The following is a 23,502-nucleotide window of genomic DNA, read 5'->3' on the forward strand; positions in this document are numbered from 1 at the left end:
GAACGGGCGTCAACCGTCATCTGATGCTTGACGACACTTTGTGGTCCATTGAGGGCTATTCGAGGTTTATGGGGTTAATGTCCGAGGTGAACGTAACGTCGAGGACATGAAGGAGGCACGCTTGTCCGACCTCGAAGTCTCGGGCGGCTCCACCACGGGGTCCTTCGACGTTTGGAGGGAACAGGCGCACCACAGTATGGGCCCCTCCCGCTGAGCGGCCCGATCGCCCGGGGGTCACGACGGTATACGCCGTGACCCCCGGGTTCTGTCTTTCCGGCCCCGGCCCCGGTCCCGGTTCGCGGGTGTGAGGCAGGGCACGGGGAAGTGGGTTGTGTTTTCCAACTTACTGATCGCATACTTCGAGAGCGAGTTGGAAAACACAACGGAGGTGGGATCATGCGGGACGCGGTAATCGTGGAGGCGGTGCGCACGCCGGTCGGCAAGGGCAAGCCCAACGGGATGCTGCACGACGACTACCCGGCCGACCTGCTGGCACGGACCCTGAAGTCGCTCGTCGAACGTGCGGGCATCGACCCGGCGCAGGTCGACGACGTCGTCGGCGGCGTCGTCACCCAGGTCGGCGACCAGGCGCTCAACATCACCCGCACGGCCGTCCTGGCCGCCGGGTTCCCCGAAAGCGTCCCCGCCATGACCGTCGACCGGCAATGCGGCTCGTCCCAGCAGGCCCTGCACATCGCGGCGCAGGGCGTGCAGAGCGGCGCGTACGACATCGCGATCGCGTGCGGCGTCGAGTCGATGTCGCGGGTCCCGATGGGGTCGAGCGTGCTGCCCGGCAGCAACCCGTACGGGGCGATGCTCGGCGAGCGGTACCCGGACGGCCTCGTCGGCCAGGGCATCAGCGCCGAACTCATCGCCGCCCGCTGGGACCTGTCCCGCGAGGAACTCGACGCCTTCGCCGGCGAGTCGCACCGGCGCGCCGCCGAGGCATGGAAGAACGGCGAGTTCGACCGCGAGGTCGCCTGGACGGGGCAGCGGGACGAGACCGTCCGCCCCGGAACGTCCCCCGAGATCCTCGCCGGGCTCAAGCCCGCCTACTACGACGAGCGCATGGCCGAGCGGTTCCCCGAGATCGGCTGGAAGATCACCGCGGGCAACGCGTCCCCGATCAACGACGGCGCCGCCGCCGTCCTGGTCATGGGCGCCGACATCGCCGAGCGCCTCGGCCTGCGGCCCCGCGCCCGCTTCCACGCCTTCGCCGTGACCGGTGACGACCCGCTGCTGATGCTCACCGCGATCATCCCGGCGACCGAGAAGGTCCTCGACCGGGCCGGCCTCGCACTCACCGACATCGACCTGTTCGAGGTGAACGAGGCGTTCTCACCCGTCGTCCTCGCCTGGCAGCGCGAAACCGGCGCCGACCTCGCGCGCGTCAACGTCCGCGGCGGCGCGATCGCCATCGGCCACCCTCTCGGCGCCAGCGGAACCCGCATCATGACGACCCTGCTGCACGCCCTCGAAGACCGCGGCGGGCGGTACGGGCTGCAGACCATGTGCGAGGCCGGCGGCCTCGCCAACGCCACCGTCATCGAGAGGCTCTGACGGATGAGCCGGCCAGGTCCCGCGGATAGGCTTCCCGGTATGCCGAAGGACGCCCATCCACGCGAGTGTTCGGTCGCCGACACCCTGGACCTGGTCGGCGAACGCTGGAGCCTGCTCGTCATCCGCGAGCTCAGCTACGCGGTGCGGCGCTTCGACCAGATCGTCCGCAACACCGGCGCGTCCCGCGACATCCTCGCGTCCCGGCTCCGCAAACTGGAGGCGAACGGCATCATCCGCCGCGAGCGCTACAGCGACCACCCGGCCCGCTACGAATACCACCTGACGCCCGCGGGCGTGGAACTGTGCGACGTCCTGCTCGTCCTGATGAGGTGGGGCGACCGTCACCTGCACGCGGACGACCCGCCCGTCCGCTGGCAGCACTCCTGCGGGCACCCGGTCAGCCCCATGGTCATCTGCCGCCACTGCGGCAACGAGGCCCGCCAGGGCGCCCACTCGCCCACCGGCCGCGGCGCCCTGACCCCATGAGGAACTCCAGGACGTCGGCGCGGTGTCCGGGGAGCGTCAGCCGGGGCCGCCGCCGATGCTGATCTCATTGCCGTCCGCGTCCCGGTAGGTCACCTTGGTCACGCCGCCGTCGTACGTCTCGCGCGTCGCGGGTTCGAGGTCCCCTCACAAACTCATCGCTGCGTGTCCTGTACGGGGGCGTGCCATTCGTCTTAGACATGAGGGTGGACAGCCCAGTCATGAAGGAGGTGGAGGCACCGTGCCGGACGAGGACAAGAAGCGGGCAGCGTACCGAGCCCTGGTGGGTCGCGTGCTGAACGGGGAGGGCCGGGCGTCGGCGGAGCAGCGGGCGCGCGCCTTCGGCAACGACGGCCTCCCTCCGCCGTTGGACGCGCTGATCGGCAAGGTCGCCGGCAGCCCGGCGCAGGTCACCGAGGCGGACCTGGCCGCGGCGAAGGCGTCGGGCTGCACCGAGGACCAGCTTTTCGAGCTGGTGATATGCGCCGCGGTCGGCCAGTCCGCCCGGCAGTACGAAGCCGGACTGGCGGCCCTGGCCGAAGCGACCGCTCAGGGGAGTCCGGATCATGCGACTTGACATCCTCGACCATGGTTACGGCCGCGGTACCAAAGTGCTGTTCGCGCTCATCAGGCTGTTCTCCAGGCATCCGGTACCGGACGCCGCCAGGCTGGTCTTCTACCGGCCCGATTTCTACGGTGCCCGCGCCAAGGAGTTCACCCACGAGGCGATGCGCGGGCCGTCCGCCTGGTCGGTGGGCGACCGGGAGCTGATGGCGGCCTACGTGTCCGAAGTGAACGGGACCGCGTTCTGCGTCGGCGCGCACACCGCGACGGCAAGCCAGGCGTACCAGGACGGGCCGCGGGTCGCGGCGGTGCTGGCCGACCTCGAAACCGCGCCCGTCGAAGAGCCGCTGCGGGCCACGCTGCGGATGCTCGGCAAGCTGACCCGGGAGGGAAAGGCCGGCGCCGAGGACATGCGGGAAGTGCTGGCCGCCGGTGCCTCACCCCGGCAGATCCAGGACGCGCTGGCGGTCTGCGCCGCCTTCAACATCACCGACCGGCTCGCCGACGCCTTCGGCTTCGAACCGCTCACCCCCGAGGGCTACGAGGCAGGAGCCAGATACCTGCTCAAACGCGGCTACCGGTAGCCGGACCGCGTACGTTCACCCGGACCGGCCGTACGTCCCCGCGTCAGCCTCCCCGCGTCAGCCTCCCGGTGTCAGCATTCGATGACGTTCACGGCGAGGCCGCCCCGGGAGGTCTCCTTGTACTTGTCGAGCATGTCGCGGCCGGTGTCGCGCATCGTCTTGATGGCCTTGTCGAGGGAGACGAAGTGGCGGCCGTCGCCGCGGAGGGAGATGCGGGCGGCGCTGATGGCCTTGATGGCGCCGACGGCGTTGCGTTCGATGCAGGGGACCTGGACGAGGCCGCCGACCGGGTCGCAGGTGAGGCCGAGGTTGTGCTCGATGCCGATCTCGGCGGCGTTCTCGACCTGCTCGGGGGTGCCGCCGAGGACCTCGGTGAGGCCGGCGGCGGCCATGGAGCAGGCGGAGCCGACCTCGCCCTGGCAGCCGACCTCGGCGCCGGAGATGGAGGCGTTCTGCTTGAACAGGACGCCGATCGCGCCGGCGGTCAGCAGGAACCGGACGATGCCGTCGTCGTCGCAGCCGGGGACGAAGCGGTCGTAGTAATGCAGGACGGCCGGGATGATGCCGGCGGCGCCGTTGGTGGGGGCGGTGACGATGCGGCCACCGGCGGCGTTCTCCTCGTTGACGGCCAGGGCGAAAAGGGTGACCCAGTCCATCGCGTGGAGGGGGTCGGACGCCTTTTCGGTGGACAGCTGGCGGTGCAGCTGGGGTGCGCGGCGGCGTACCTTCAGGCCGCCGGGCAGGAGGCCCTCGCTGGTGCAGCCCCGGGTCACGCAGGCGCACATGACGTGCCACAGGTTCAGGAGGTCGTCGTGGATCTGCCGTGCCGTCCGGCCGAACGCCTTTTCGTTCTCCAGCATGAGGGCGGAGATCGACAGGCCCGTCTCCCGGCAGCGTTCGAGGAGTTCGGCGGCCGTGTCGAAGGGGTGGGGCAGGGCGGTGTCGTCGGGTTTGATGCGGTCGGCACCGGTGGCGTTCTCGTCCACGACGAAGCCGCCGCCGACGGAGTAGTAGACCCTTGTGCGCAGTTCGTCGCCCGAGGCGTCGAGGGCTGTGAAGCGCATGCCGTTGGGGTGGCCGGGGAGCGATTTCCTGCGTTCGAAGACGAGGTGTTCGTTGACCACGAAGGGGATTTCGTGGTCGTCGAAGAGGCGCAGGGTTCCGCGTTCGCGGATTCTCTCCAGGCGGGCGTCTATGCCGTCGACGTCGACCCGTTCGGGTTTGTCGCCTTCGAGGCCGAGGATGACGGCCTTGTCGCTGCCGTGGCCCTTTCCGGTGAGGCCGAGGGAACCGTAAAGCACCACCTGGACGGAGGCTGTCTTCTCCAGGAGGCCGTCACGGTGCAGGGCTTGGGCGAAGCGGTGTGCGGCGGCCATCGGGCCGCCGGTGTGGGAGGACGAGGGGCCGATCCCGATTTTGAACAGGTCGAAAACGCTGATGGCCATTGCTACTCCGTTGTAGCTCGCGCCCCCTCCCGGAATGGAAGGGGGCGCGGTGCCGTCACAGGTCCGGGTACAGGGGATGCTCGTCGGCGAGGGCCTTCACGCGGGCCGACAGGGCGTCGCGGTCGAAGGCCGGCTGGAGGGCCAGCGCGATGATGTCGGCGACCTCGGCGAAGTCGGCGGTGGTGAAGCCGCGGGTGGCGAGGGCGGGTGTGCCGATCCGCAGGCCCGACGTCACCATCGGCGGACGCGGGTCGTTCGGGACGGCGTTGCGGTTGACGGTGATGCCGATGCCGTGCAGGCGGTCCTCGGCGTCGCGGCCGGTGAGGTCGGAGTCCACGAGGTCGACAAGGACGAGGTGGACGTCCGTGCCGCCGGTCAGGACCCTCACGCCGGCCTTGGCGGAGTCCTCGGCGAGAAGACGTTCGGCGAGGAGCCTGGCTCCCTCGACGGTGAGGGACTGGCGGGCGCGGAACTCGTCCGAGGCGGCGATCTTGAGGGCGACGGCCTTGGCGGCGATCACATGCTCCAGCGGGCCGCCCTGCATGCCGGGGAACACCGCGGAGTTGATCTTCTTGCCGTACTCCTCGCGGGCGAGGATCAGGCCGCCGCGGGGGCCGCCGAGCGTCTTGTGCGTGGTGGTCGTGACGATGTCCGCGTACGGGACGGGCGACGGGTGCAGGCCCGCGGCGACGAGGCCGGCGAAGTGCGCCATGTCGACCATGAGCAGGGCACCGGACGAGTCGGCGATCTCCCGGAACGCCGGGAAGTCGAGCTGCCGCGGATACGCCGACCAGCCCGCCACGATCATCTTGGGACGGTGCTCGGCCGCGAGGGACGCCACCTCGTCCATGTCGACCAGGCCGTCCTCCGCGCGGACGTGGTACGGCACCACGTTCAGCGTCTTGCCGGAGTAGTTCAGCCGCATCCCGTGGGTGAGGTGCCCGCCGTGCGCGAGGTCGAGCCCGAGGATCGTGTCGCCGTGCTGCAGCATCGCGAAGTACACGGCCGTGTTGGCCTGCGCGCCGCTGTGCGGCTGGACGTTCGCGTGCTCGGCGCCGAACAGCGACTTGGCGCGGTCGATGGCGAGCTGCTCGGTGACGTCGACGTGCTCGCAGCCGCCGTAGTAGCGCCGGCCGGGGTAGCCCTCGGCGTACTTGTTGGTGAGGACTGAGCCCTGCGCCTCCAGGACCGACACCGGCGCGAAGTTCTCCGAGGCGATCATTTCGAGGGTGGACTGCTGCCGACGGAGCTCGGCGGCGACGGCCGCGGCGACCTCCGGGTCGGCCGCGGCGAGCGAATCGTTCAGGCTCAAGATCAGCTCTCCTCGATCAGCTTGTCGTAGGCGACGGAGTCGAGCAGGTCGCCCGGCTCGTCGGAGATGCGGACCTTGAAGATCCAGCCCTCGCCGTACGGGTCGTCGTTGATGACCTTGGGCTCGTCCACTACCGCGCTGTTGATCGCGGTGATCTCGCCGCTGACGGGGGAGTAGATGTCGCTGACGGACTTGGTCGACTCGATCTCGCCGCAGGGCTCGCCCGCCTCGACGGCGTCGCCCTCGGACGGCTGCAGTTCGAGGTAGACGATCTCCCCGAGGGCGTCGGCGGCGTGCGCGGTGATGCCGATGGTGACGATGCCGTCCTCGCCACCGAGGCCGGACACCCACTCGTGCTCTTCGCTGTAGCGGAGCTGCTCCGGAACGCTCACGATCACTTCTTTCTGGTCATGGTGGGGTGTCACTGTGGGGGTGACCCCCGCACCCTCACACCTTCTCTTCTAGGAACGCTTGTAGAACGGGAGGGCGACCACGTCCACCGGCTCGTGCCGGCCGCGGACGTCCACCGCGAGGTCCGTCTCCTCGGCGCCGCTGTCGAGGTACGCCAAGGCGATCGGCGTGCCCAGTGTGGGCGACGGGGCGCCGCTCGTCACGACCCCGCACGGCGTGCCGCCCGACGTGACGACCTGATACCCCTTTCGCGGCGCGCGACGCCCGCGCGCGACCAGTCCCACGAGCCTACGGCCGGGCGGGGTCTGCGCCAGCGCCGCCAAGGCGGTCTTTCCAACGAAGTCGCCCGGCTTGTCCAGCTTCACGATCCGGCCGAGGCCCGCCTCGAACGGCGTCGTCTCGGCCGTCAGTTCGTTGCCGTACAGCGGCATGCCCGCTTCGAGTCGCAGCGTGTCGCGCGCGGACAGCCCGGCGGGGACGACGCCGTCCACTCCGGCGAGCGCCTTCCACAGCGCGACGGCGTCGGACGCGTCGACGAACAGCTCGAAGCCGTCCTCGCCCGTGTACCCGGTACGCGCGATGAGGGCGTCGACGCCCGCGACCCGCCCGGCGAGGACCGCGTAGTACTTGAGGTCGGCGATGGCCGCGTCGGTGAACCCTTCGAGAATCTCCTGGGAACGGGGACCCTGCAGGGCGATCAGCCCGTAGGCGCCGGAACGGTCTTCGACGGCCGCCTCGAAGGCCGCTGCCCGTTCGGTCAGCGCCTCCCGGACGACGCCCGTGTTGGCGGCGTTCGCGACGACCATCCAGGTGGCGTCGGCGAGCCGGTAGACGATCACGTCGTCCAGGACGCCGCCGTCCTGCCCGCAGACCACCGTGTAGCGGGCCTTGCCCACCGGCATCGACGCGAGACTGCCGACCAGCGCGAAGTCGAGCGCCGCGCCCGCGCCCGGCCCGGAGACGAAGATCTCCCCCATGTGCGACAGGTCGAACAGCCCCGCGCCGGTGCGGACGGCCTGGTGCTCGGCGGTCTCGCTCGCGTAGCGCAGCGGCATCAGGTAGCCGGCGAAGTCGACGAGGTTCGCGCCGAGGTCCTGGTGGACGTCGTGCAGCGGCGTCTTCTTCGCGGTCGGGTCGGCGGACATCGGTTCGGCTCCTTCGTCGCGGGCGCGTATGGTCCATCGTCCCACTCGCGCACCGGTCGGCTCGGTGCCTCCCCCTCTGTCATCGGCGCCTGAGAGATTCACCCGCCACCGGGGCGGGCTTTCACCTTCGGCGGGGGACCCGGGTCCCCGCTTTCCAGAGGTCGCCGTACCCGTGCGGTCCATGGGCCTGAGAGGTTCCGGGGAGGATTTGCTCCTTCGGCGTCCCTCACCGGCTGCAAGGGACTCTCCCGCACGGGATCATCGGCTGCGCCAGTATTGCATTCCTCTGCGTGCGTCCGATACCGCCGGATTCAGCGCGGCTGGGCGGGCGGGGACGACGACAGGGCCTTCATGCACGCGCGCAGGGCTGTCATGCGCTTCTTGATCTCCTTCTCGGCCGGTGTGGCGGTCGGGTTCGGGCTGGGCAGCTCAACGCCCTGCTTGCGCATGCAGTCGTTGAACGCCTTGGCCGCCTTCGACTGCCCGGGCGGGGTGGGCAGGACCGTCGTCCCCTTGCCGGACGACGAGGACGAAGGGCCGGGTGACTCGGCGGCCCCGCCGCCGTCGCCGGAGCCGCCGCATCCGGCCAGGGCGAGCATCAACGCCAGGGCCGCTACATGACCGCGTTTCAAGGCAGTACCTCCATGGACCGGGGTGGGGCCGCCATGATGCGCAGGTGGCGTGGCGCGCGAATACTCTCGTGCGTGCCAATGGCGTGGGGGCCGCTTAGCAACTCGGTTCCAATTCGGGGCCGTGAGGGCGTCCGGCCGCCTTGCGCGCTGGTTCAACCAAACCGGGAGCCGTGCCGTACTCTGAGTTGGGTTGCTGGAGACCACCCCCCGGTGAGCGGGGTGCACGACCGGAGGGGCTAGCCGCATGGCATACCTGGCTGGAGCGTTGATTCTGTTCTTCGGCCTCCTGGTGTCCATCGCGCTGCACGAGCTCGGGCACTTCTCGTTCGCCAAGCTGTTCAAGGTGCGGACCACCCAGTTCATGGTCGGGTTCGGTCCGACGATGTGGTCGTGGCGCCGCGGCGAGACCGAGTACGGGATCAAATGGATTCCGCTCGGCGGCTACATCCGGATGATCGGGATGCTGCCACCGCGCAAAGGAGACGCACCCGGGAAGATCCGGCAGGCCAGCACCGGCCCGTTCCAGGGGCTCATCGAGTCCGCGCGCGGGGTGGCGCTGGAGGAGGTTCGGCCGGGAGACGAGACCCGCGTCTTCTACGGCAAGAAGTGGTGGCAGAAGCTGCTGATCATGTCCGGCGGGCCCGCGATGAACCTGCTGCTGGCGGTGGTGTTCTTCGCGATCCTGCTGATGGGCATCGGCACGAACCAGCCGCAGCCGGTGATCCGGGAGGTCGCCGAATGCATGGTGCCGGCGAGCCAGTCCGAGCTCACCGAGTGCCCGGCGAACGCCGCGCCGACCCCGGCGAAGCAGGTCGGGCTGCAGGCCGGTGACCAGATCGTCGTGTTCGGCGGCCAGAAGATCGACGACTACCGGCAGCTGCAGGAGCTGATCCGCGGGGCGGGCGGGCAGACCGTGCCGATGACCGTCGAGCGCGACGGGCGGGACGTGAAGCTGAACGTCCCGATCACCCGCAACCGGATGTACCACCTGGAGGACCCGGACAAGATCGTCGAGGTCGGGTTCCTCGGCATCACGCCGACCAGCGCCGTCGAGCGGCAGGGCCCCGGCGCGGTCGCGAGCACGATGGGCGACCTCACCGCCCGCACCGCGGGCGCGCTGGTGCGGATGCCGGAGAAGATGGTCGGCATCTGGGAGGCGGCGTTCGGCGGGGAGGAACGCGACCCGAACGGCCCGATCGGGGTCGTCGGCGTCAGCCGGATCGGCGGGGACGTCGCCGCGTCCGACACCCTGACCGGGACCGAGAAGGTCTCCTACTTCGTGATGCTGCTCGGGTCGCTGAACCTCGCGGTCGGGATGTTCAACCTCGTCCCGCTGCTGCCGCTGGACGGAGGGCACATCGCAGGCGCCCTCCTGGAGGCGATCAAGAAGGCGTTCGCCAAGGTCTTCCGGAGGCCCGACCCCGGCTATGTGGACGTGGCCAAGGCGTTGCCGGTGACCTACGTGATGGCGGCCGTGCTGATCATCATGGGCGGGCTGCTCATCTACGCCGACCTCGTCAACCCCGTCCGTTTCACAGGGTAGCGGGCAGCTCACCGGTCTTCAGGAAACCGTTCAGCGCGGCGAGGTAGGGCCCTATGTCCAGGCCCTGCTCGGCCAGCCACGCGTCCGACCCGTAGGTGCCGGTGTAGCGTTCGGCACCGTCGCAGATCAGCGTGACGACGCTGCCGCGTTCCCCGGCCGCCCGCATCTGCGCGACCAGCACCGCCGCGCCCCACATGTTGGTGCCGGTCGAGCCGCCGACGTCGCGGCCGCTGACCTCGCTCGTCCAGCGCATCGCCGCGACGGACGCCGCGTCCGGTACCCGGATCATCCGGTCGATCACCGCGGGCATGAAGGACGGCTCGACGCGGGGACGGCCGATGCCCTCGATCCGCGAGCCCGCCGCCGTCCGCTCCGGGTCCGCGTCGGCGAACGAGCCGAAGAACGCCGACCCCTCCGGGTCGACGACCGCGAGCCGCGTCTGGAACCGCCGGTACCGCGCGTACCGGCCGATCGTCGCGGACGTCCCGCCGGTGCCCGCGCCCACCACCACCCAGGACGGTTCGGGGAACCGCTCCAGCCGCATCTGCTCGAAGATCGACTCGGCGATGTTGTTGTTGCCGCGCCAGTCCGTGGCCCGCTCGGCGTAGGTGAACTGATCCATGAAGTGCCCGCCGCACTCGGCCGCCAGCCGCCGCGACTCGTCGTAGATCGACGACGGGTCGTCCACCAGATGGCAGCGGCCGCCGTGGAACTCGATGAGCTGGATCTTCTCCGGGCTGGTGGACGCGGGCATCACCGCGACGAACGGCAGCCCGAGCAGCCGCGCGAAGTACGCCTCCGACACCGCCGTCGATCCGCTGGATGCCTCGATGATCGTCGTGTCGGCGCGGATCCAGCCGTTCGCCAGCCCGTACAGGAACAGCGACCGCGCGAGCCGGTGTTTCAGGGAACCGGTGGGATGGACGGACTCGTCCTTCAGATACAGGTCGATGCCCCACTCCGGCGGCAGCGGGAACACGTGCAGGTGCGTGTCGGCGCTGCGGTTGGCGTCGGCGTCGACGAGCCGGACGGCCTCGGAGATCCATGCCCGGTACCCGGGGTCGCAGCGGTCCTCGATGCGGGTCACGGCGGTTTCTCCTCGGATCGTCGCTGATCGGCCGCGTCCCACGATATCCGTGCATGTCACCGGGCATGATGGAGGCTACGGGGGGCAGATGATCGGGATGTTCGACGCGCGGATCGTGGAGACCGGGCGGCTTCCGCTGTTCGGCTTCTTCGTCGCGTTCATGATCACTTTTGTGCTGACGCGGGTGAACGTCCGGCTGATCCGCTCGAACGTGCGGTGGTTCCGGAACGTGACCGCCGGTGACGTGCACATCCACCATGTCGTGTTCGGCGTCGTGCTGATGCTGGCGGGCGGCGTGGCGAGCCTGGCCGTCCCCGACGCGTTCGTCGGCCTCGACCTGGCGGCGGCCGTCGTGTTCGGGATGGGCTCCGCCCTCGTCCTGGACGAGTTCGCGCTGATCCTGCACCTCAGCGACGTCTACTGGACGGAGAAGGGCCGCGCTTCGGTCGACGCCGTCTTCGTCGCCATCGCCGTGACGGGGCTGCTGCTGCTCGGCGTCCACCCGCTCGGCTACGAGAGCCTCGGGCTGGACTCCGGCGCCGGCGCCGGCTCCATGTCGCCCTTCTACGCCGCGTTCCTCGTCGTCAACCTCGCCTTCGCCGTGCTGACGCTGCTGAAGGGCAAGATCTGGACCGGGCTCATCGGCCTGTTCGTCCCCGCGCTGCTGGTCATCGGCGCGATCCGGGTGGCGCGGCCCGGGTCGCCCTGGTCGCGCTGGCGGTACGACCGGGAGTCGCGCAGGTACCAGCGGGCCGTCCGGCGGGAGAAGTCGATCCGCCGGCCGCTCATCCGGGGCAAGATCTGGGTGCAGGAGTTCATCGCGGGACGGCACGACCTCATCCCGCCCGAGCTGCTGCAGCGCCGCAACGAGGCGGCCGAGCGCGCCCGCCGCCGGCGGCTCGCCCGCGTGCAGCGCAGGGCCGCGGCCCGAGCGGAGCGCAAGGCCGCGTCCCCCTTCCGGCGCAAGACCGGGACCTGGGCCGAACGCCGCGCCGAGGCCCGCGCGCGGCGCCGCGCCCAGACCCGTGCGCGGCGCGGTGCCGTCACCCGCGGCGGGAACGCGTCCCGGATGAGGACACGCGCCGCGTCCAGACGCCGCGACCGCCCGCCCGCCCCGGAACGCGACGCTCGCCAGTCCCCGGAGGAGGAGGAACCGCCGACCGGCGGGCGCCCCCGAGCCGGGACATCCGGCTGACCCGCCCCGGCCCGGGGCCGGGGGCTAGTCCGGGGGCCAGTCCATGACGGGGGTGACGGCGCGGACGGTTTCGATGGTGTCGGCCTCGGCGGCGGACTTGTCGGGCCGGTAGCGCAGGACGCGGGCGAAGCGGAGCGCGATGCCGCCCGGGTAGCGGGGGCTGTGCTGGACACCGTCGAACGCGATCTCGACGACCAGCTCGGGCCGGACGTGCACCGTCCAGTCGTCCTCGCGCACGGCGAGTTCGCGGAGCCGCTTCGTCTGCCAGGCCAGCATTTCGTCGGTGAGGCCCTTGAACGTCTTGCCGAGCATGACGAACCCGCCGGTCTCGGGGTCGCGGGCACCGAGATGCAGGTTGGACAGCAGCCCCTGCCGGCGGCCGTGCCCCCATTCGACGGCGAGGACGACGAGGTCGAGGGTGTGCCGCGGCTTCACCTTGATCCAGCCGGCGCCGCGCCGCCCGGCCGTGTAGGGGGAGTCGAGGGACTTGACGACCACGCCCTCGTGGCCGCGCGCGACCGCCTCGTCGAAGACGTCCTTGGCCCGCGCGGGGTCGGCGGTGACGATCCGGGGCATCCGCAGCTCCTCGGGGACGACCCGGGCCAGCGCCTCGTACCGCACCGCGCCCGCCGCATCGAGCAGATCGCCCCCGCCCTCTTCGGAGCGACCGCCCTCTTCGGAGCGACCGCCCTCTTCGGAGCGACCGCCGCCCGGCGCGCCATCGGCCTCGTCGTTCGTCGCAGGGGGACGACCGTCCGTGCCTTCCGGGGCGGCCTCGGGTTCGTCCAGGTACAGGACGTCGAACAGGTACACCGACAGCGGTACGGGTTCGGTGTTCTTGGCGGTCCGCGTGGCGGTGCGGGCGGCGGTGACCTGGAACGGGTGGGGACGCCGGTCCGGCCGGAGCGCGATCAGCTCGCCGTCGAACACGGCCGCCCGGACGGGCAGCTCCCGCATGGCCGCCACCACCTCGGGCAGCCGGGAGGTGATCTCGTCCAGCGTCCGGGTGAACACCCGCACCTCGCCGCCGGACACGTGCACCTGCGCGCGGATCCCGTCGAGCTTCCACTCGACGGCCGCCTCGGCGCCGAGCTTGCCGAACGCGTCGTCGATGGACGGGGCGGACGCCGCGAGCATCGGCTTGATCGGCCGCCCGACCTCCAGCGCGAACCCGCGCAGCCCGCCGACGCCGTCCGCGAAGGCGGCCATGGCGACCGGCCCCAGCGACCCGCGCAGCATGAACGCCCGCCGCACCTCCGCGGACGGGACCTCGGCCGCCGCCGCGATGGCCTCGGCCATCACCCCGTCCAGCGCGCCCTGCCGCAGCTCGCCCGCCAGCAGCCTGATCAGGAAGTCCTGCTCGGTGCGGGTGGCGCGGCCGAACAGCGCCGCCAGCAGTTCGCGCCGCCGGGCGACCGAGCCCGGCCCGGAGACCGCGCCGATCTCGGTGAACGCGGCGTCCACCTCCGGGACGGTCAGGGACGGCTCCGCGGCGGGCGGCGGGATTTCCCGCAGGGACGCGTACCCGACCCCGATCTGGCGTTGCGGCAGCTCACCGGACAGGTAGGCGACCACGGTCGCGGCCTCGCCCGGCTCCGCCGCGCGCAGGCACTCCGCGAGCGCGGATACCTTGGCCTTACGGCCCGAGGTGCCCGCCACCGCCTGCGACGTCCGCGTGATCTCGGCTATCAGCACCCTCCCATTTTGACCACGGGGTCTGACAATCCACCGGGTCTACTCCGCGCCGGAGCCGCCGGGACGCCGGCGACGGGGCGGGCAGTCCGCCGGCTCCGGGTGGAGGCGCACCTGTACACGCCCGGCAACACCCCGACCCCGGTGAAGGACGCCGAGACCTACTACGACGAGCAGTGGGCGCAGGCGCACGGGGCCCCGCTGTTCCGGACGTACACGCTTGAGCGCCACCGGGGCATCGGCGACGAGGCGTACCGCTGGTTCAAGGCCGATGAGGCCGAGCCGACGGTGGTGGGAGAGGTCACCGCCCGGGTCCGCAACGCGGTCTTCACGGTGAGCTACAGCGAGCAGGCGTCCGGTGCGGGCGGCGGGGACGAGCGGGAGCGGGCGTGCCTCGGCAGGGCCACCGCCGCCGCCCGCGAAGTGCTCAGTGCGCTAAATCATTTCTGACCTGAATCGGCCGACCATGCCATACTTTCTGTCAACACCTTCTAGGGTGTTGCGGTAATAGGGGAGGGGTACGCCGATCATGTTCCATGCCGAGGCCATGTGATCGGCGTGCTGGCAACGCCTGGGAGGAGGAGGTCGACGACGTGACCGTGCAATCGGTAGGAATATCCTGGGTGTGATAACCCCAGGTCAGCAATCCGTTACGTCGACGGGCCGCGGAGTGGACCCCGCTCCGCGGCCCTTTTCGTTCCGGTGTCCAGACCAATGGCCCGCTGTTCGCGAACCATTTTCTAATACGTGGTTCGACATCAAGATAAAAGGCCGCGGAGTGGAACGGGTTATCGTTCCAGCAGGCCCGCCTTGATCCACACGTCGCGGGCCGGATCTGCGCCGTCCACGTACGCAGCCGGCCATCGCTCGACAACAGATCGGAGGGCATGATCCATCTCCTCTCACCGAGGGAGGGGTCAGGGAGGGCCGCGCCCGGACGTGGGCGCTACCCCCGGGAGGTGGGGATTCTGGCTATGAGCCGGAGGGCCGCGGGGGACACCCTGGAGAGGGTGTGCAGGAGGTGGCCCTCGAAGTTGACCGGGACCACGGCCTTGTTCTTGATGATGGCGTGGACGATCCGCTCGGCGACCTTCTCCGGCGGGTAGTTGCGCAGCTTGATGGCCTTCTGGCCGCGCTGCTGGAGTCGGTCGCGGGACGAGGCGTCGCCGTCGACGTAGGTGCCGTGCTCGACGATGCCGGTGCTGACGAAGCCGGGGCAGACGGCGGTGACGCCGATGCGGGAGCCCGCCAGTTCGGCGCGCAGGCATTCGCTGAGCATGAGGACCGCGGACTTGGTCGTGCAGTAGGCGGGCATCGCGCGCCAGGGCGCGAACGCCGCGGCGGACGCGACGTTGACGATGTGGCCGCCGAAGTTGGGCTTGTCGGGCTTGTTGGGGAGGGTGTGGACGCGGTCGCTCATCTGCTTGCCGAACAGGCGGGAGCCGTGGACGACGCCCCACAGGTTGACGCCCATGATGCGGTCCCAGTCGTCCAGGCTGGTGTCGAGGAAGGGGCCGGCGACCGCGATGCCGGCGTTGTTGACGACGATGTCGGGGACCCGGTGGGTCTCCTTGACCTGGGCGGCGAAGGTCTCCATGGCCTCGGCGTCGGACACGTCCACCTGGTACGCGGTGCCGCCGGCGCCGACCGTTTTGGCGAGGTCGACGGTCTTCTCCGCGGAGGGGAGGTCGATGTCGGCGGCGATGACGCTCGCGCCGTGTCCGGCCAGCGCGACGGCGGTGGCGCGGCCGATTCCGCTGCCGGCTCCGGTGACGACGGCGAGTGCTCCGTCGAAGTGCGCGAGTGGCATGCGAGACCTCCGAGATTGTCCGAGTCCGGGACGGTTGGGATTGCAGACGAAACCGGATCCAACCGTACTCAGCCCGCCGCGGCGTCGGCGATGACGGCGTCGACTTCGGCCTTGCGGGCGGCCTCCTCCGCGGCGAAGCGCTCGGTGTCGATCTTGTCGGCGATCTCCTCGTCCTGGCTCATGAGGGCGTCGAGGTCGGCCTTGGACATGTCCAGGACGCCCATGTCGTCGTAGGTCTTCTGGATGCGTTCGCTCCACAGGCCGATGTCCTTGACGCACGGGACGATGCGGCTGAACAGCAGGCTCTGGAACATCCGCATGTAGGGGGAGTTCTCCACCATCTCGTCGACCTCTTTGGGGTCGATGCCGAAGTTGGTCCAGATCTCCCGGCCGCGGATGCGGTCGCGCATCAGGTAGCAGCCCTCGATGACGAAGTCCTCGCGTTCGCGGAGTTCGGCCGGTGACAGCTGCTTGTAGTAGTCGCGGAGGGCCAGGCGGCCGAACGCGACGTGGCGGGCCTCGTCCTGCATGACGTAGGCGAGGATCTGCTTGGGGAGCGGCTTGGTGGTGATGTCGCGGATGACGCCGAACGCGGCGAGCGCGAGGCCCTCGATGAGCACCTGCATGCCGAGGTAGGGCATGTCCCAGCGGGAGTCGGTGAGGGTGTCGTTCAGCAGGTCCTGGAGCTTGGTGTTGATCGGGTAGATCAGCCCGACCTTGTCGTGCAGGAACCGGGTGAACAGCTCGACGTGGCGGGCCTCGTCCATCGTCTGGGTGGCGGAGTAGAACTTGGAGTCGAGGTCGGGGACCGTCTCGACGATGCGGGCGGCGGTGACCATCGCGCCCTGCTCGCCGTGCATGAACTGGGAGAACTGCCAGGCCGTGGAGTGCTGCCGCAGTTCGCCGCGCTCCTTGTCAGAGAGCCGGTCCCAGTACTCGGTCCCGTAGATGGCGAGGGACTGGTCGGGGACGCCGAGGGGGTTGTGCGGGTCGACCTCAAGGTCCCAGTCGATCCGCTTGGTGGAGTCCCACTGCTTGTCCTTGCCCTTCTGGTAGAGGGCGAGGAGGCGGTCGCGGCCGTCGTCGTACTCCCAGGTGAACCTGGCGTCGCCGGCCATGGGCACGTTCCAGCTGGACGTGTCGACGGGCTCGGTGTAGAGGTCGTGGGTCGACATGGGCGACTCCTCCCCGGTGGCGCGGACGTACGGTGTACGTCTCACGTACAATGTACGTACCGTGTCACGGGGCACTTATGGATGTCAACGGCGGGAAAGGGCGGCACCCGATGGCGAGGCATGTGTCCTCCGACACCCCGCAGCCGCGGCCGGTGCTCACCCGCGAGCGCATCGTGCTCGCCGCCGTCGAGCTGATCGAACGCGAGGACGCGGACGCGCTGTCGATGCGCCGGGTGGCGGCCGAGCTGGGCGTCGCCGTCATGTCCCTCTACAACCACGTGCCGAACAAGGACGCGCTGCTGGAGGGGGTCGCCGAGCACGTCGTCTCGGGCCTGGAACTGCACGACGACCCGTCCGAGCCGTGGCAGGAGCGTGCGCGGGCCCTGGTGCGCGCCTTCCGGAAGATCGCGCACGACAAGCCGCGCTGCATGACGATCGTCCTCACCCACAAGATCGACTCCGCGGCGGGGCTGCGGCCGGCCGAGCGCGCCCTCGCGCTGGCGGACGCGGCCGGGTTCGACGGCGAGACGGCCGTGCGGATCATGCGGGCGCTGCTCGCGTACGCGCTCGGCGCGCAGATGCGCGAGGTCGGCATGGCGAAGATGCTCGGCCACCTCGTCGAGACGGGGGCCGAGTCGTGGGCGAATCTCGACCCGGACGAGTTCCCGCGCGTGATCGCGCTCGCCTCCGAGCTGGCCACCCACGATCCCGAGGCCGACTTCGAGTTCGGCCTCGACCTGCTCATCGGGGCGCTGGACCGGCTTCCCCGGCGTCCGGCAGATAGGGGCTGAGGCCGTTCCGGCAGAAGTCGGTCATGTGGCGGGCCGCCTCCTGCGCCGTCACCTCGGGACGCCGGGTCCGCCACTGCGCCAGCCGCTCGCTCGCCCCGATGATGATCTCGGTGTAGGCCTCGACCGTGGCGGCCGGGGCGGACGGCGCGAACATCGCCAGCACCCCCGCGATCAGCGTGCTCTGCTGCCGCCGGGTCGACTCGACGGCCTCGATGGTCTCCGCGGACGCGGCCATCGGCTCGCGCAGCAGCATCGCGAACGACTTGCTGTGCGCGTCCATGAACTCGAAGTAGGCGACCATCCCGCGCCACAGGATGTCCTCGGGAGTGGCGGCGCCGGCCATGGCCTTCTGGGTGACGTCGAGCAGCTCGGCCTTGGACCGGCCGACGCAGGCGACGAGCAGCCCGTCCTTGGAGCCGAAGTACTCGTAGAGCATCGGCTTGGAGACGCCGCATCGCTCGGCGATCTCGTCCATCGAGGTGGCCTGGTAGCCGCGCTCGCCGAACACGTCCTCCGCCACGTCCAGCATCTGCCGCTCGCGCTCGGCGCGCGACATCCGCCGGCGGACCGGGCGGCGGCGTGTGGCGTCACTCACAGGAAATCCCCTCTCTTGGACCTACCGTCAGTAACCTACTCCCGGTAACTTACTGGAAGTAGGTTACGCGAGAGGATGGGTTATGAGCGAGCGAGCCCCGGCGATCGTCATCATCGGCTCCGGCTTCGCCGGCCTCGGCATGGCGATCCGGCTCAAGCAGGCGGGCTTCCACGACTTCACCGTCCTGGAGAAGAGCGAGGCGCTCGGCGGGACGTGGCACGACAACACCTATCCGGGCTGCGCCTGCGACGTGCCCTCGCACATGTACTCCTTCTCCTTCGAGCTCAACCCGGGCTGGACGCGGATGTTCGCGCCGCAGGCCGAGATCCGCTCCTACATGGAGCGCACCGCCGACAAGTATCGCGTGCGCGAGCACATCCGCTTCGGCGCGGCCGTCGAGTCCATGGAGTACGACGACGACGCCAAGCGCTGGAACGTGACCCTCGCGGACGGGACGGTCCTCACACCGAAGGCCATCGTGTCCGGCATCGGCGCCCTGCACGTCCCCTCGTTCCCGGACCTGCCCGGCATCGAGCGGTTCCAGGGCACCGCCTTCCACTCCGCCGAGTGGGACCACTCCTACGACGTCACCGGCAAGCGCGTCGCCGTCATCGGGACGGGCGCGTCCGCCATCCAGTTCGTCCCGCAGGTCGCGAAGAAGGCCGCCGACCTCGTCGTGTTCCAGCGGACGGCGCCGTGGATCCAGCCCAAGCCGGACGTGTCGATCCCGGCGCCCGTCCGCAAGGCGTTCGAGAAGGTCCCGGGCGCGGCACGCGCGTTCCGGCACGGCATCTACTGGGCGCTGGAGGCCCGCGCCGTCGGCTTCACCGTCGACCCGCGGCTGTCCCTCCCGCAGGAGCAGCTCGCCCGCCGGCTCATCGCCAAGCAGATCGCCGACCCCGAGCTGCGCGCCAAGGTGACGCCCGACTACACGATCGGCTGCAAGCGGATCCTGCTGTCCAACGACTACTATCCGGCGCTCGCGCGTCCCAACGTCGAACTGGAGACCTCCGACATCGCGGAGGTCAGGGAGAACTCGATCGTCACCGCGGACGGACGCGAGTACGAGGTCGACTGCATCGTCTACGGCACCGGCTTCAAGGTGACCGACGCCCTCACCGACCTCCGCGTCACCGGACGCGGCGGCGTCAAGCTCCAGGAGATCTGGGCGAACGGCATCGAGGCCCACCGCGGGACCACGATCCCGGGGCTGCCGAACTTCTTCATGCTGCTCGGCCCGAACACCGGCCTCGGCCACAACTCGGTCGTCTTCATGATCGAGGTGCAGATCCAGCACGTCCTGGGCTGCCTGCGCCTGCTGCAGGAGCACCGCGCCGGCACGATCGAGCCGAAGCCCGGCGCCGCCCGCCGCTTCAACGACCGCATGCACCGCCGCCTGCGCCGCGCCGTCTGGAACGAGGGCGGCTGCAGCAGCTGGTACCTGGACGACCAGGGCGTCAACCGCACCCTCTGGCCGGGCCACACCTTCGAGTTCTGGGCGAACTCCCGCAACCCGAAGCCGGAGGAGTACACCCTCAGCCGCTAGAACCCCGGGCGGGGGGTGTTAGGTAGAGGGCATGGGCAAACCGCTGATTCCTCGGGGCATGCGTTCGGTCAACAAGGTCTTCACCAACCGGATCCAGGGGGTCTACGCGCCCTATGTGCCGCCGCTCGCGGTGATCGTCCACAAGGGACGCAGGTCGGGGCGGGAGTACCGGACGCCGGTCACCGCGTTCCGCAGCGGCCGGACCGTCATCGTCGGGCTGCCGTACGGGGCCGACACCGACTGGGTCCGCAACCTCCTCGCCGAGGGACGCGGCGGGCTGGAGCGGCTCGGACGCGTCCGGCGGGTCGCGAACCCGCGGGTGCTCACCGCGGACGAGGCACGGGAACTCCCGTCGGCGGGACGGTACGCCGCCCGCTACATGGACGTCCTCGTCGCCGACATCGAGGACTAGGGACGGCGCCGCCCCCCGGAGCGTCGGAGTCCCCGGGCGGCGGCGCCGGGTCAGGCGCGGGACGTGCCCCTGCGCCCCGGGGCGCGGCGGTTGCGGAGGCTCACCGCGCGGAGGGTGGCGTCGAGGGAGAACCGCGTGTCGGCGTCGTCGAGGCTGTCGCCCATGTAGCTTTCGAGCTGCCGGAGCCGGTACCGGACGGTCTGCGGGTGGATCTTGAGGCGTTCGCCGATGTCGACGGCGGTCGACCGGGTGGTGACGGCCTCGGCGAGGGTCTCGACCAGCCGCCTGCGCTGCCCGTCGGATATCTCGCGCAGCGGTTCGAGGTGGTGGCGGGTGAGCTCCTCGACGAGCGGCGGGTCCGACAGCAGCCACATGGTCATCAGATGGTCCCGGCACGGGATGAGCGACCCGTCCCGGATGACGCCCTCCTCGGCGAGGGCGAGGACGCGCCGCGCCCAGCGCAGTGAGTGGGTCGCCCGTTCCAGCGGGACGGTGAGGCCGGTGACGCAGCTCGCGTCCGACAGTGCCGCGTGCAGCATGGCGTGGCGCGCCTCGGTGAGCGGCCCGGGGACGAGCATGCACGGTTCGGCGGAGTCCATGTCCACCAGGACGTCGGCGTCCAGCGCGGCGCGGGTGCACGGCGCCTCGGGGTGCACGGCGATGAGGGTGGCCTCGCCCGGGAGCGGCCACCAGCAGGTCGCCTTGGCGAGTTCCTCGATCGCCTCGGGGACGACGGCGGGCTGCTGGAGGATCAGGTGCAGGAGCCGCTTGCGGTCCTCGCGGCGGCGGACGTCGGCGTGGCCGGTGGCCTGCTGGTGCCCGAGCCGGATCTGGGCGACGGCCTCTTCGAGGTAGACGAGCATCGCGTCGACCGTGCTGGAGACGATCGACGTGGGGATCTGCTCGCGTTCGGCGACGATGACGGTGCGGCGCCAGGCGATGTGGAAGGCGATCCGGGACGCGGCCTGGAGGTGGTCCAGGTTGCGTCCCTCGATGGCCTCGAACTGCCCGACCGCGCGGCAGGTCTCGTCGCGCTGGGTGGCCGGCGCGCCGGGATCGGCGACCCTGTCCAGAAATGCGGAGAGCAGTATCTCGGTGCTGAGCCGCAGAATCTGGTCGTACGCGGAGTCCGCGGGACGGTTGTACTCCGGGATGGACTCCCGGATCCCGTTGACGACCTCTTGGGTGACTCCGGGCAGCTCTGAACGCAGCAGGTCGATGAAATCGGAGAAGACGCTATTGCTTGTTTCGGACAATTCCAGTGCCTGCGACATGGGGATGGGAAACCTCCGCAACGGGCCGGCCGGCACGGGCCGCCGCCCCGCCCGTCCCGGGGGGCGGGACGGGCGGCGCCGGCGGGGTGTGCCGAGCGGGAGCGGACACCCTGGGGGACGGGATCGACGACACCGCGAACATAAAGTGGCCGGTGACCGCTGACAAGGCTTCCCGGTCGGATCGGCGGTCAGAGGGCTCGGCTTGCGCGAGATGTGACAAAACCGCGGTCCGGTTGCTGTCCCGTTGACAATCCTCGGTCGGCGGCCTCGGCCGGATCGTCCCCGCACCCCATCAAGTTACCGGCCGGTAGTCACCGGTGAAGGTATTGAGAAGATCAAAGACTAAGCCGGTGACAATTCTGAAGGCCTTTTACTGAATTGCCGCAGGAATCCTGCGGACCCCTATTGAACCCCGGGTCTACTGGCCCGTAACGTCCTCGCTTGACCCGGCCGACATGGGTGGTGATGGTCGTTGGGAATTGAAGTCGTGGTCGAAGGGCTGTCCAAAGCGTTCGGACCGCAGACCATTTGGAGCGATGTCACCCTCACCCTGCCCGAGGGTGAGGTGAGCGTGCTGCTCGGCCCGTCGGGCACCGGCAAGACGGTTTTCCTCAAGTCGCTGATCGGGCTCCTCAAGCCCGAGCGGGGGCGCGTGCTCGTCGACGGCGTCGACATGGTGAACGACCCCGACCGCAGGGTCTACCAGGCCCGCAAGCGGTTCGGCCTGATGTTCCAGGACGGTGCGCTGTTCGGATCGCTGTCCCTGTTCGACAACATCGCGTTCCCGCTGCGCGAGCACACCCGCAAGAAGGAGTCCGAGATCCGCCGCATCGTCCTGGAGCGCATGGAGATGGTCGGCCTCGCCGGCGAGGAGCGCAAGCTGCCCGGCCAGCTCTCCGGCGGCATGCGCAAGCGTGCCGGGCTCGCGCGCGCGCTGGTCCTCGACCCCGAGATCATCCTGTGCGACGAACCCGACTCGGGTCTGGACCCCGTCCGCACCGCCTACCTGTCGCAGGTGCTCATCGACGTCAACGCGCGGATCGACGCGACGATGCTGATCGTCACGCACAACATCGAGATCGCCGCGACCGTCCCCGACAACATCGGCATGCTGTACCGCCGCGACCTGATCGCGTTCGGCCCCCGCGAGGCGGTGCTGACCAGCGACGAGCCGGCCGTCGACCAGTTCCTGCACGGAGACCCGCGCGGACCCATCGGCATGTCGGAGGAGAAGGACGCCGCCGCCCTCGCCGCGGAGGCGGCCGCGGCGGCGGCCTCCGCGCCGCGCCGCCGCAAGATCGAGATACCGCGGCAGCTGCGCCCGACGCCCGGGATGCCGGCCCGCCGGGGCGAACAGCGCCACGCGCAACGCGTCGACGCGATGCTCCCGTACCTCCCCTATCCCGCGCAGCAGGCCATCTGGGCCGGGCGCCGCGACCGGCAGGAGGCGGGCGGCCATGGCGGCGCCTGAGACGACCGCCCCCGGCGCCGGCGCGCTGCGCCAGGTCGGGAGGCTGTTCCTGCTCGCCGCGACCGTCGTCGCGATGACGTTCCGGCGGCCCTTCCAGCTCCGCGAGCTGATCCAGCAGTTCTGGTTCATCGCGTCGGTGGCGATCCTGCCGACGGCGCTCGTGTCGATCCCGTTCGGCGCCGTCATCTCGCTCCAGGTCGGGTCGCTGGCCAAGCAGCTCGGGGCGCAGTCGCTCACCGGCGGCGCGAGCGTGCTCGCCATCGTGCAGCAGGCGAGCCCCCTGATCGTGGCGCTGCTCATCTCGGGCGCCGCGGGCTCGGCGATCTGCGCCGACCTCGGCTCGCGGACGATCCGGGAGGAGATGGACGCGATGGAGGTGATGGGCGTCTCGCCCATCCAGCGCCTCGTCGTCCCCCGGGTGCTCGCCTGCATGGCGGTGGCGGTCCTGCTGAACGGGCTGGTCTCCGTCGTCGGCGTGGCCGGCGGCTACTTCTTCAACGTGCTGATGCAGGACGGGACGCCCGGCGCCTACCTCGCCTCGTTCTCGGCGCTCGCGCAGCTTCCCGACCTGTACATCAGCGAGCTGAAGGCGCTGCTGTTCGGGTTCATCGCCGGCGTCGTGGCCGCCTACCGCGGGCTCAACCCGAGACCCGGGCCGAAGGGCGTCGGGGACGCGGTCAACCAGTCGGTCGTCATCACGTTCCTGCTGCTGTTCTTCGTCAACCTCGTGCTGACGGCGATCTACCTGCAGGTCGTCCCGCCGAAGGGGGCCTGA

23 protein-coding genes and 1 riboswitch are annotated in these 23,502 nt (G+C 70.2%); of the genes, 12 read left to right on the plus strand and 11 right to left on the minus strand.

Annotated elements, in window-relative coordinates; translation table 11 throughout:
• The first annotated feature begins 396 nt into the window (after positions 1-396).
• The 4 genes from ACGFIS_RS31980 (at position 397) to ACGFIS_RS31995 (ending at position 3,191) form a co-directional block, all read left to right on the plus strand.
• Entirely contained in the window at positions 397-1,560 is a 1,164-nt protein-coding gene (locus ACGFIS_RS31980; protein ID WP_392908551.1) for a thiolase family protein, read from the plus strand.
• A 39-nt stretch (positions 1,561-1,599) separates the two neighbouring features.
• A complete protein-coding gene (locus ACGFIS_RS31985; RefSeq protein ID WP_392908553.1) occupies positions 1,600-2,046 on the plus strand; it encodes a winged helix-turn-helix transcriptional regulator in 447 nt (148 codons plus the stop codon).
• Between the two features lie 238 nt (positions 2,047-2,284).
• On the plus strand, positions 2,285-2,620 hold the full coding sequence (locus tag ACGFIS_RS31990) for a hypothetical protein (RefSeq protein ID WP_392908555.1): 336 nt from the start codon (positions 2,285-2,287) through the stop codon (positions 2,618-2,620).
• Positions 2,610-3,191 (plus strand): carboxymuconolactone decarboxylase family protein, encoded by a 582-nt coding sequence (locus ACGFIS_RS31995; protein ID WP_392908557.1) that lies wholly within the window; start codon positions 2,610-2,612, stop codon positions 3,189-3,191. Before ACGFIS_RS31990 ends, ACGFIS_RS31995 begins: the two co-directional genes overlap by 11 nt.
• Positions 3,192-3,262: 71 nt before the next feature.
• On the opposite strand, the gene ACGFIS_RS32000 is transcribed toward ACGFIS_RS31995, so the two are convergent.
• From ACGFIS_RS32000 to ACGFIS_RS32020, 5 genes are all read right to left on the minus strand, one after another.
• Entirely contained in the window at positions 3,263-4,636 is a 1,374-nt protein-coding gene (locus tag ACGFIS_RS32000; protein ID WP_392908559.1) for an L-serine ammonia-lyase, read from the minus strand.
• Between the two features lie 55 nt (positions 4,637-4,691).
• Positions 4,692-5,948 (minus strand): serine hydroxymethyltransferase, encoded by a 1,257-nt coding sequence (gene glyA / locus ACGFIS_RS32005; RefSeq protein WP_392908561.1) that lies wholly within the window; start codon positions 5,946-5,948, stop codon positions 4,692-4,694.
• A 2-nt stretch (positions 5,949-5,950) separates the two neighbouring features.
• Complete coding sequence (gene gcvH / locus ACGFIS_RS32010) at positions 5,951-6,340, minus strand: glycine cleavage system protein GcvH (RefSeq protein WP_392908563.1); 390 nt, start codon at positions 6,338-6,340, stop codon at positions 5,951-5,953.
• A gap of 69 nt (positions 6,341-6,409) precedes the next feature.
• On the minus strand, positions 6,410-7,504 hold the full coding sequence (gcvT, locus tag ACGFIS_RS32015) for a glycine cleavage system aminomethyltransferase GcvT (RefSeq protein WP_392973446.1): 1,095 nt from the start codon (positions 7,502-7,504) through the stop codon (positions 6,410-6,412).
• Between the two features lie 165 nt (positions 7,505-7,669).
• A riboswitch (glycine riboswitch) is annotated at positions 7,670-7,765 on the minus strand.
• 50 nt (positions 7,766-7,815) lie between these two features.
• Positions 7,816-8,136 (minus strand): hypothetical protein, encoded by a 321-nt coding sequence (locus tag ACGFIS_RS32020; protein WP_392908567.1) that lies wholly within the window; start codon positions 8,134-8,136, stop codon positions 7,816-7,818.
• Positions 8,137-8,380: 244 nt separating this feature from the next.
• Between ACGFIS_RS32020 and ACGFIS_RS32025 the strand changes: the two genes are divergently transcribed.
• The gene (locus ACGFIS_RS32025; RefSeq protein WP_392908569.1) at positions 8,381-9,679 is read left to right on the plus strand and encodes a M50 family metallopeptidase; all 1,299 of its coding nucleotides are present in this window, start codon (positions 8,381-8,383) and stop codon (positions 9,677-9,679) included.
• On the opposite strand, the gene ACGFIS_RS32030 is transcribed toward ACGFIS_RS32025, so the two are convergent.
• Positions 9,669-10,766, minus strand: coding sequence for a PLP-dependent cysteine synthase family protein (locus ACGFIS_RS32030; RefSeq protein WP_392908571.1), 1,098 nt, complete (start codon positions 10,764-10,766; stop codon positions 9,669-9,671). The genes ACGFIS_RS32025 and ACGFIS_RS32030 overlap by 11 nt on opposite strands.
• Positions 10,767-10,854: 88 nt before the next feature.
• Between ACGFIS_RS32030 and ACGFIS_RS32035 the strand changes: the two genes are divergently transcribed.
• On the plus strand, positions 10,855-11,961 hold the full coding sequence (locus ACGFIS_RS32035) for a hypothetical protein (protein WP_392908573.1): 1,107 nt from the start codon (positions 10,855-10,857) through the stop codon (positions 11,959-11,961).
• A gap of 24 nt (positions 11,962-11,985) precedes the next feature.
• Here ACGFIS_RS32035 and ACGFIS_RS32040 read toward each other — a convergent pair whose 3' ends face one another.
• Complete coding sequence (locus ACGFIS_RS32040) at positions 11,986-13,656, minus strand: ATP-dependent DNA ligase (RefSeq protein WP_392973448.1); 1,671 nt, start codon at positions 13,654-13,656, stop codon at positions 11,986-11,988.
• Between the two features lie 9 nt (positions 13,657-13,665).
• Here ACGFIS_RS32040 and ACGFIS_RS32045 point away from each other — a divergent pair, with 9 nt between their 5' ends.
• Positions 13,666-14,103, plus strand: a complete 438-nt coding sequence (locus ACGFIS_RS32045; RefSeq protein WP_392908577.1) for a hypothetical protein — start codon at positions 13,666-13,668, stop codon at positions 14,101-14,103.
• A 496-nt stretch (positions 14,104-14,599) separates the two neighbouring features.
• Here the strand turns inward: ACGFIS_RS32045 and ACGFIS_RS32050 are convergent, their stop codons facing one another.
• Complete coding sequence (locus ACGFIS_RS32050) at positions 14,600-15,463, minus strand: SDR family NAD(P)-dependent oxidoreductase (protein WP_392908579.1); 864 nt, start codon at positions 15,461-15,463, stop codon at positions 14,600-14,602.
• Between the two features lie 68 nt (positions 15,464-15,531).
• Positions 15,532-16,638, minus strand: coding sequence for a ferritin-like domain-containing protein (locus tag ACGFIS_RS32055; protein ID WP_392908838.1), 1,107 nt, complete (start codon positions 16,636-16,638; stop codon positions 15,532-15,534).
• 110 nt (positions 16,639-16,748) lie between these two features.
• Between ACGFIS_RS32055 and ACGFIS_RS32060 the strand changes: the two genes are divergently transcribed.
• The gene (locus tag ACGFIS_RS32060) at positions 16,749-17,429 is read left to right on the plus strand and encodes a TetR/AcrR family transcriptional regulator (RefSeq protein ID WP_392973450.1); all 681 of its coding nucleotides are present in this window, start codon (positions 16,749-16,751) and stop codon (positions 17,427-17,429) included.
• Here ACGFIS_RS32060 and ACGFIS_RS32065 read toward each other — a convergent pair.
• A complete protein-coding gene (locus ACGFIS_RS32065) occupies positions 17,380-18,024 on the minus strand; it encodes a TetR/AcrR family transcriptional regulator (protein WP_392973452.1) in 645 nt (214 codons plus the stop codon). The genes ACGFIS_RS32060 and ACGFIS_RS32065 overlap by 50 nt on opposite strands.
• 82 nt (positions 18,025-18,106) lie before the next feature.
• On the opposite strand from ACGFIS_RS32065, the gene ACGFIS_RS32070 reads away from it, so the two are divergent.
• Both ACGFIS_RS32070 and ACGFIS_RS32075 read left to right on the plus strand, forming a co-directional pair.
• On the plus strand, positions 18,107-19,570 hold the full coding sequence (locus ACGFIS_RS32070) for a flavin-containing monooxygenase (protein WP_392908585.1): 1,464 nt from the start codon (positions 18,107-18,109) through the stop codon (positions 19,568-19,570).
• Positions 19,571-19,601: 31 nt separating this feature from the next.
• A complete protein-coding gene (locus tag ACGFIS_RS32075) occupies positions 19,602-19,982 on the plus strand; it encodes a nitroreductase family deazaflavin-dependent oxidoreductase (RefSeq protein ID WP_392973454.1) in 381 nt (126 codons plus the stop codon).
• Between the two features lie 50 nt (positions 19,983-20,032).
• Here ACGFIS_RS32075 and ACGFIS_RS32080 read toward each other — a convergent pair whose 3' ends face one another.
• Positions 20,033-21,256: a helix-turn-helix domain-containing protein gene (locus ACGFIS_RS32080; protein ID WP_392973456.1), complete on the minus strand. Its 1,224-nt coding sequence runs from the start codon at positions 21,254-21,256 to the stop codon at positions 20,033-20,035.
• A 472-nt stretch (positions 21,257-21,728) separates the two neighbouring features.
• Here ACGFIS_RS32080 and ACGFIS_RS32085 point away from each other — a divergent pair, with 472 nt between their 5' ends.
• Complete coding sequence (locus tag ACGFIS_RS32085) at positions 21,729-22,727, plus strand: ABC transporter ATP-binding protein (RefSeq protein WP_392908591.1); 999 nt, start codon at positions 21,729-21,731, stop codon at positions 22,725-22,727.
• Positions 22,714-23,502 carry an MlaE family ABC transporter permease gene (locus ACGFIS_RS32090; protein ID WP_392908593.1) on the plus strand — a complete coding sequence of 263 codons (789 nt, stop codon included), beginning with the start codon at positions 22,714-22,716 and terminating at the stop codon, positions 23,500-23,502. Before ACGFIS_RS32085 ends, ACGFIS_RS32090 begins: the two co-directional genes overlap by 14 nt.

Origin of the sequence: Spirillospora sp. NPDC048824, from assembly GCF_043198455.1 — a bacterium.
GTDB lineage: Bacteria > Actinomycetota > Actinomycetes > Streptosporangiales > Streptosporangiaceae > Spirillospora.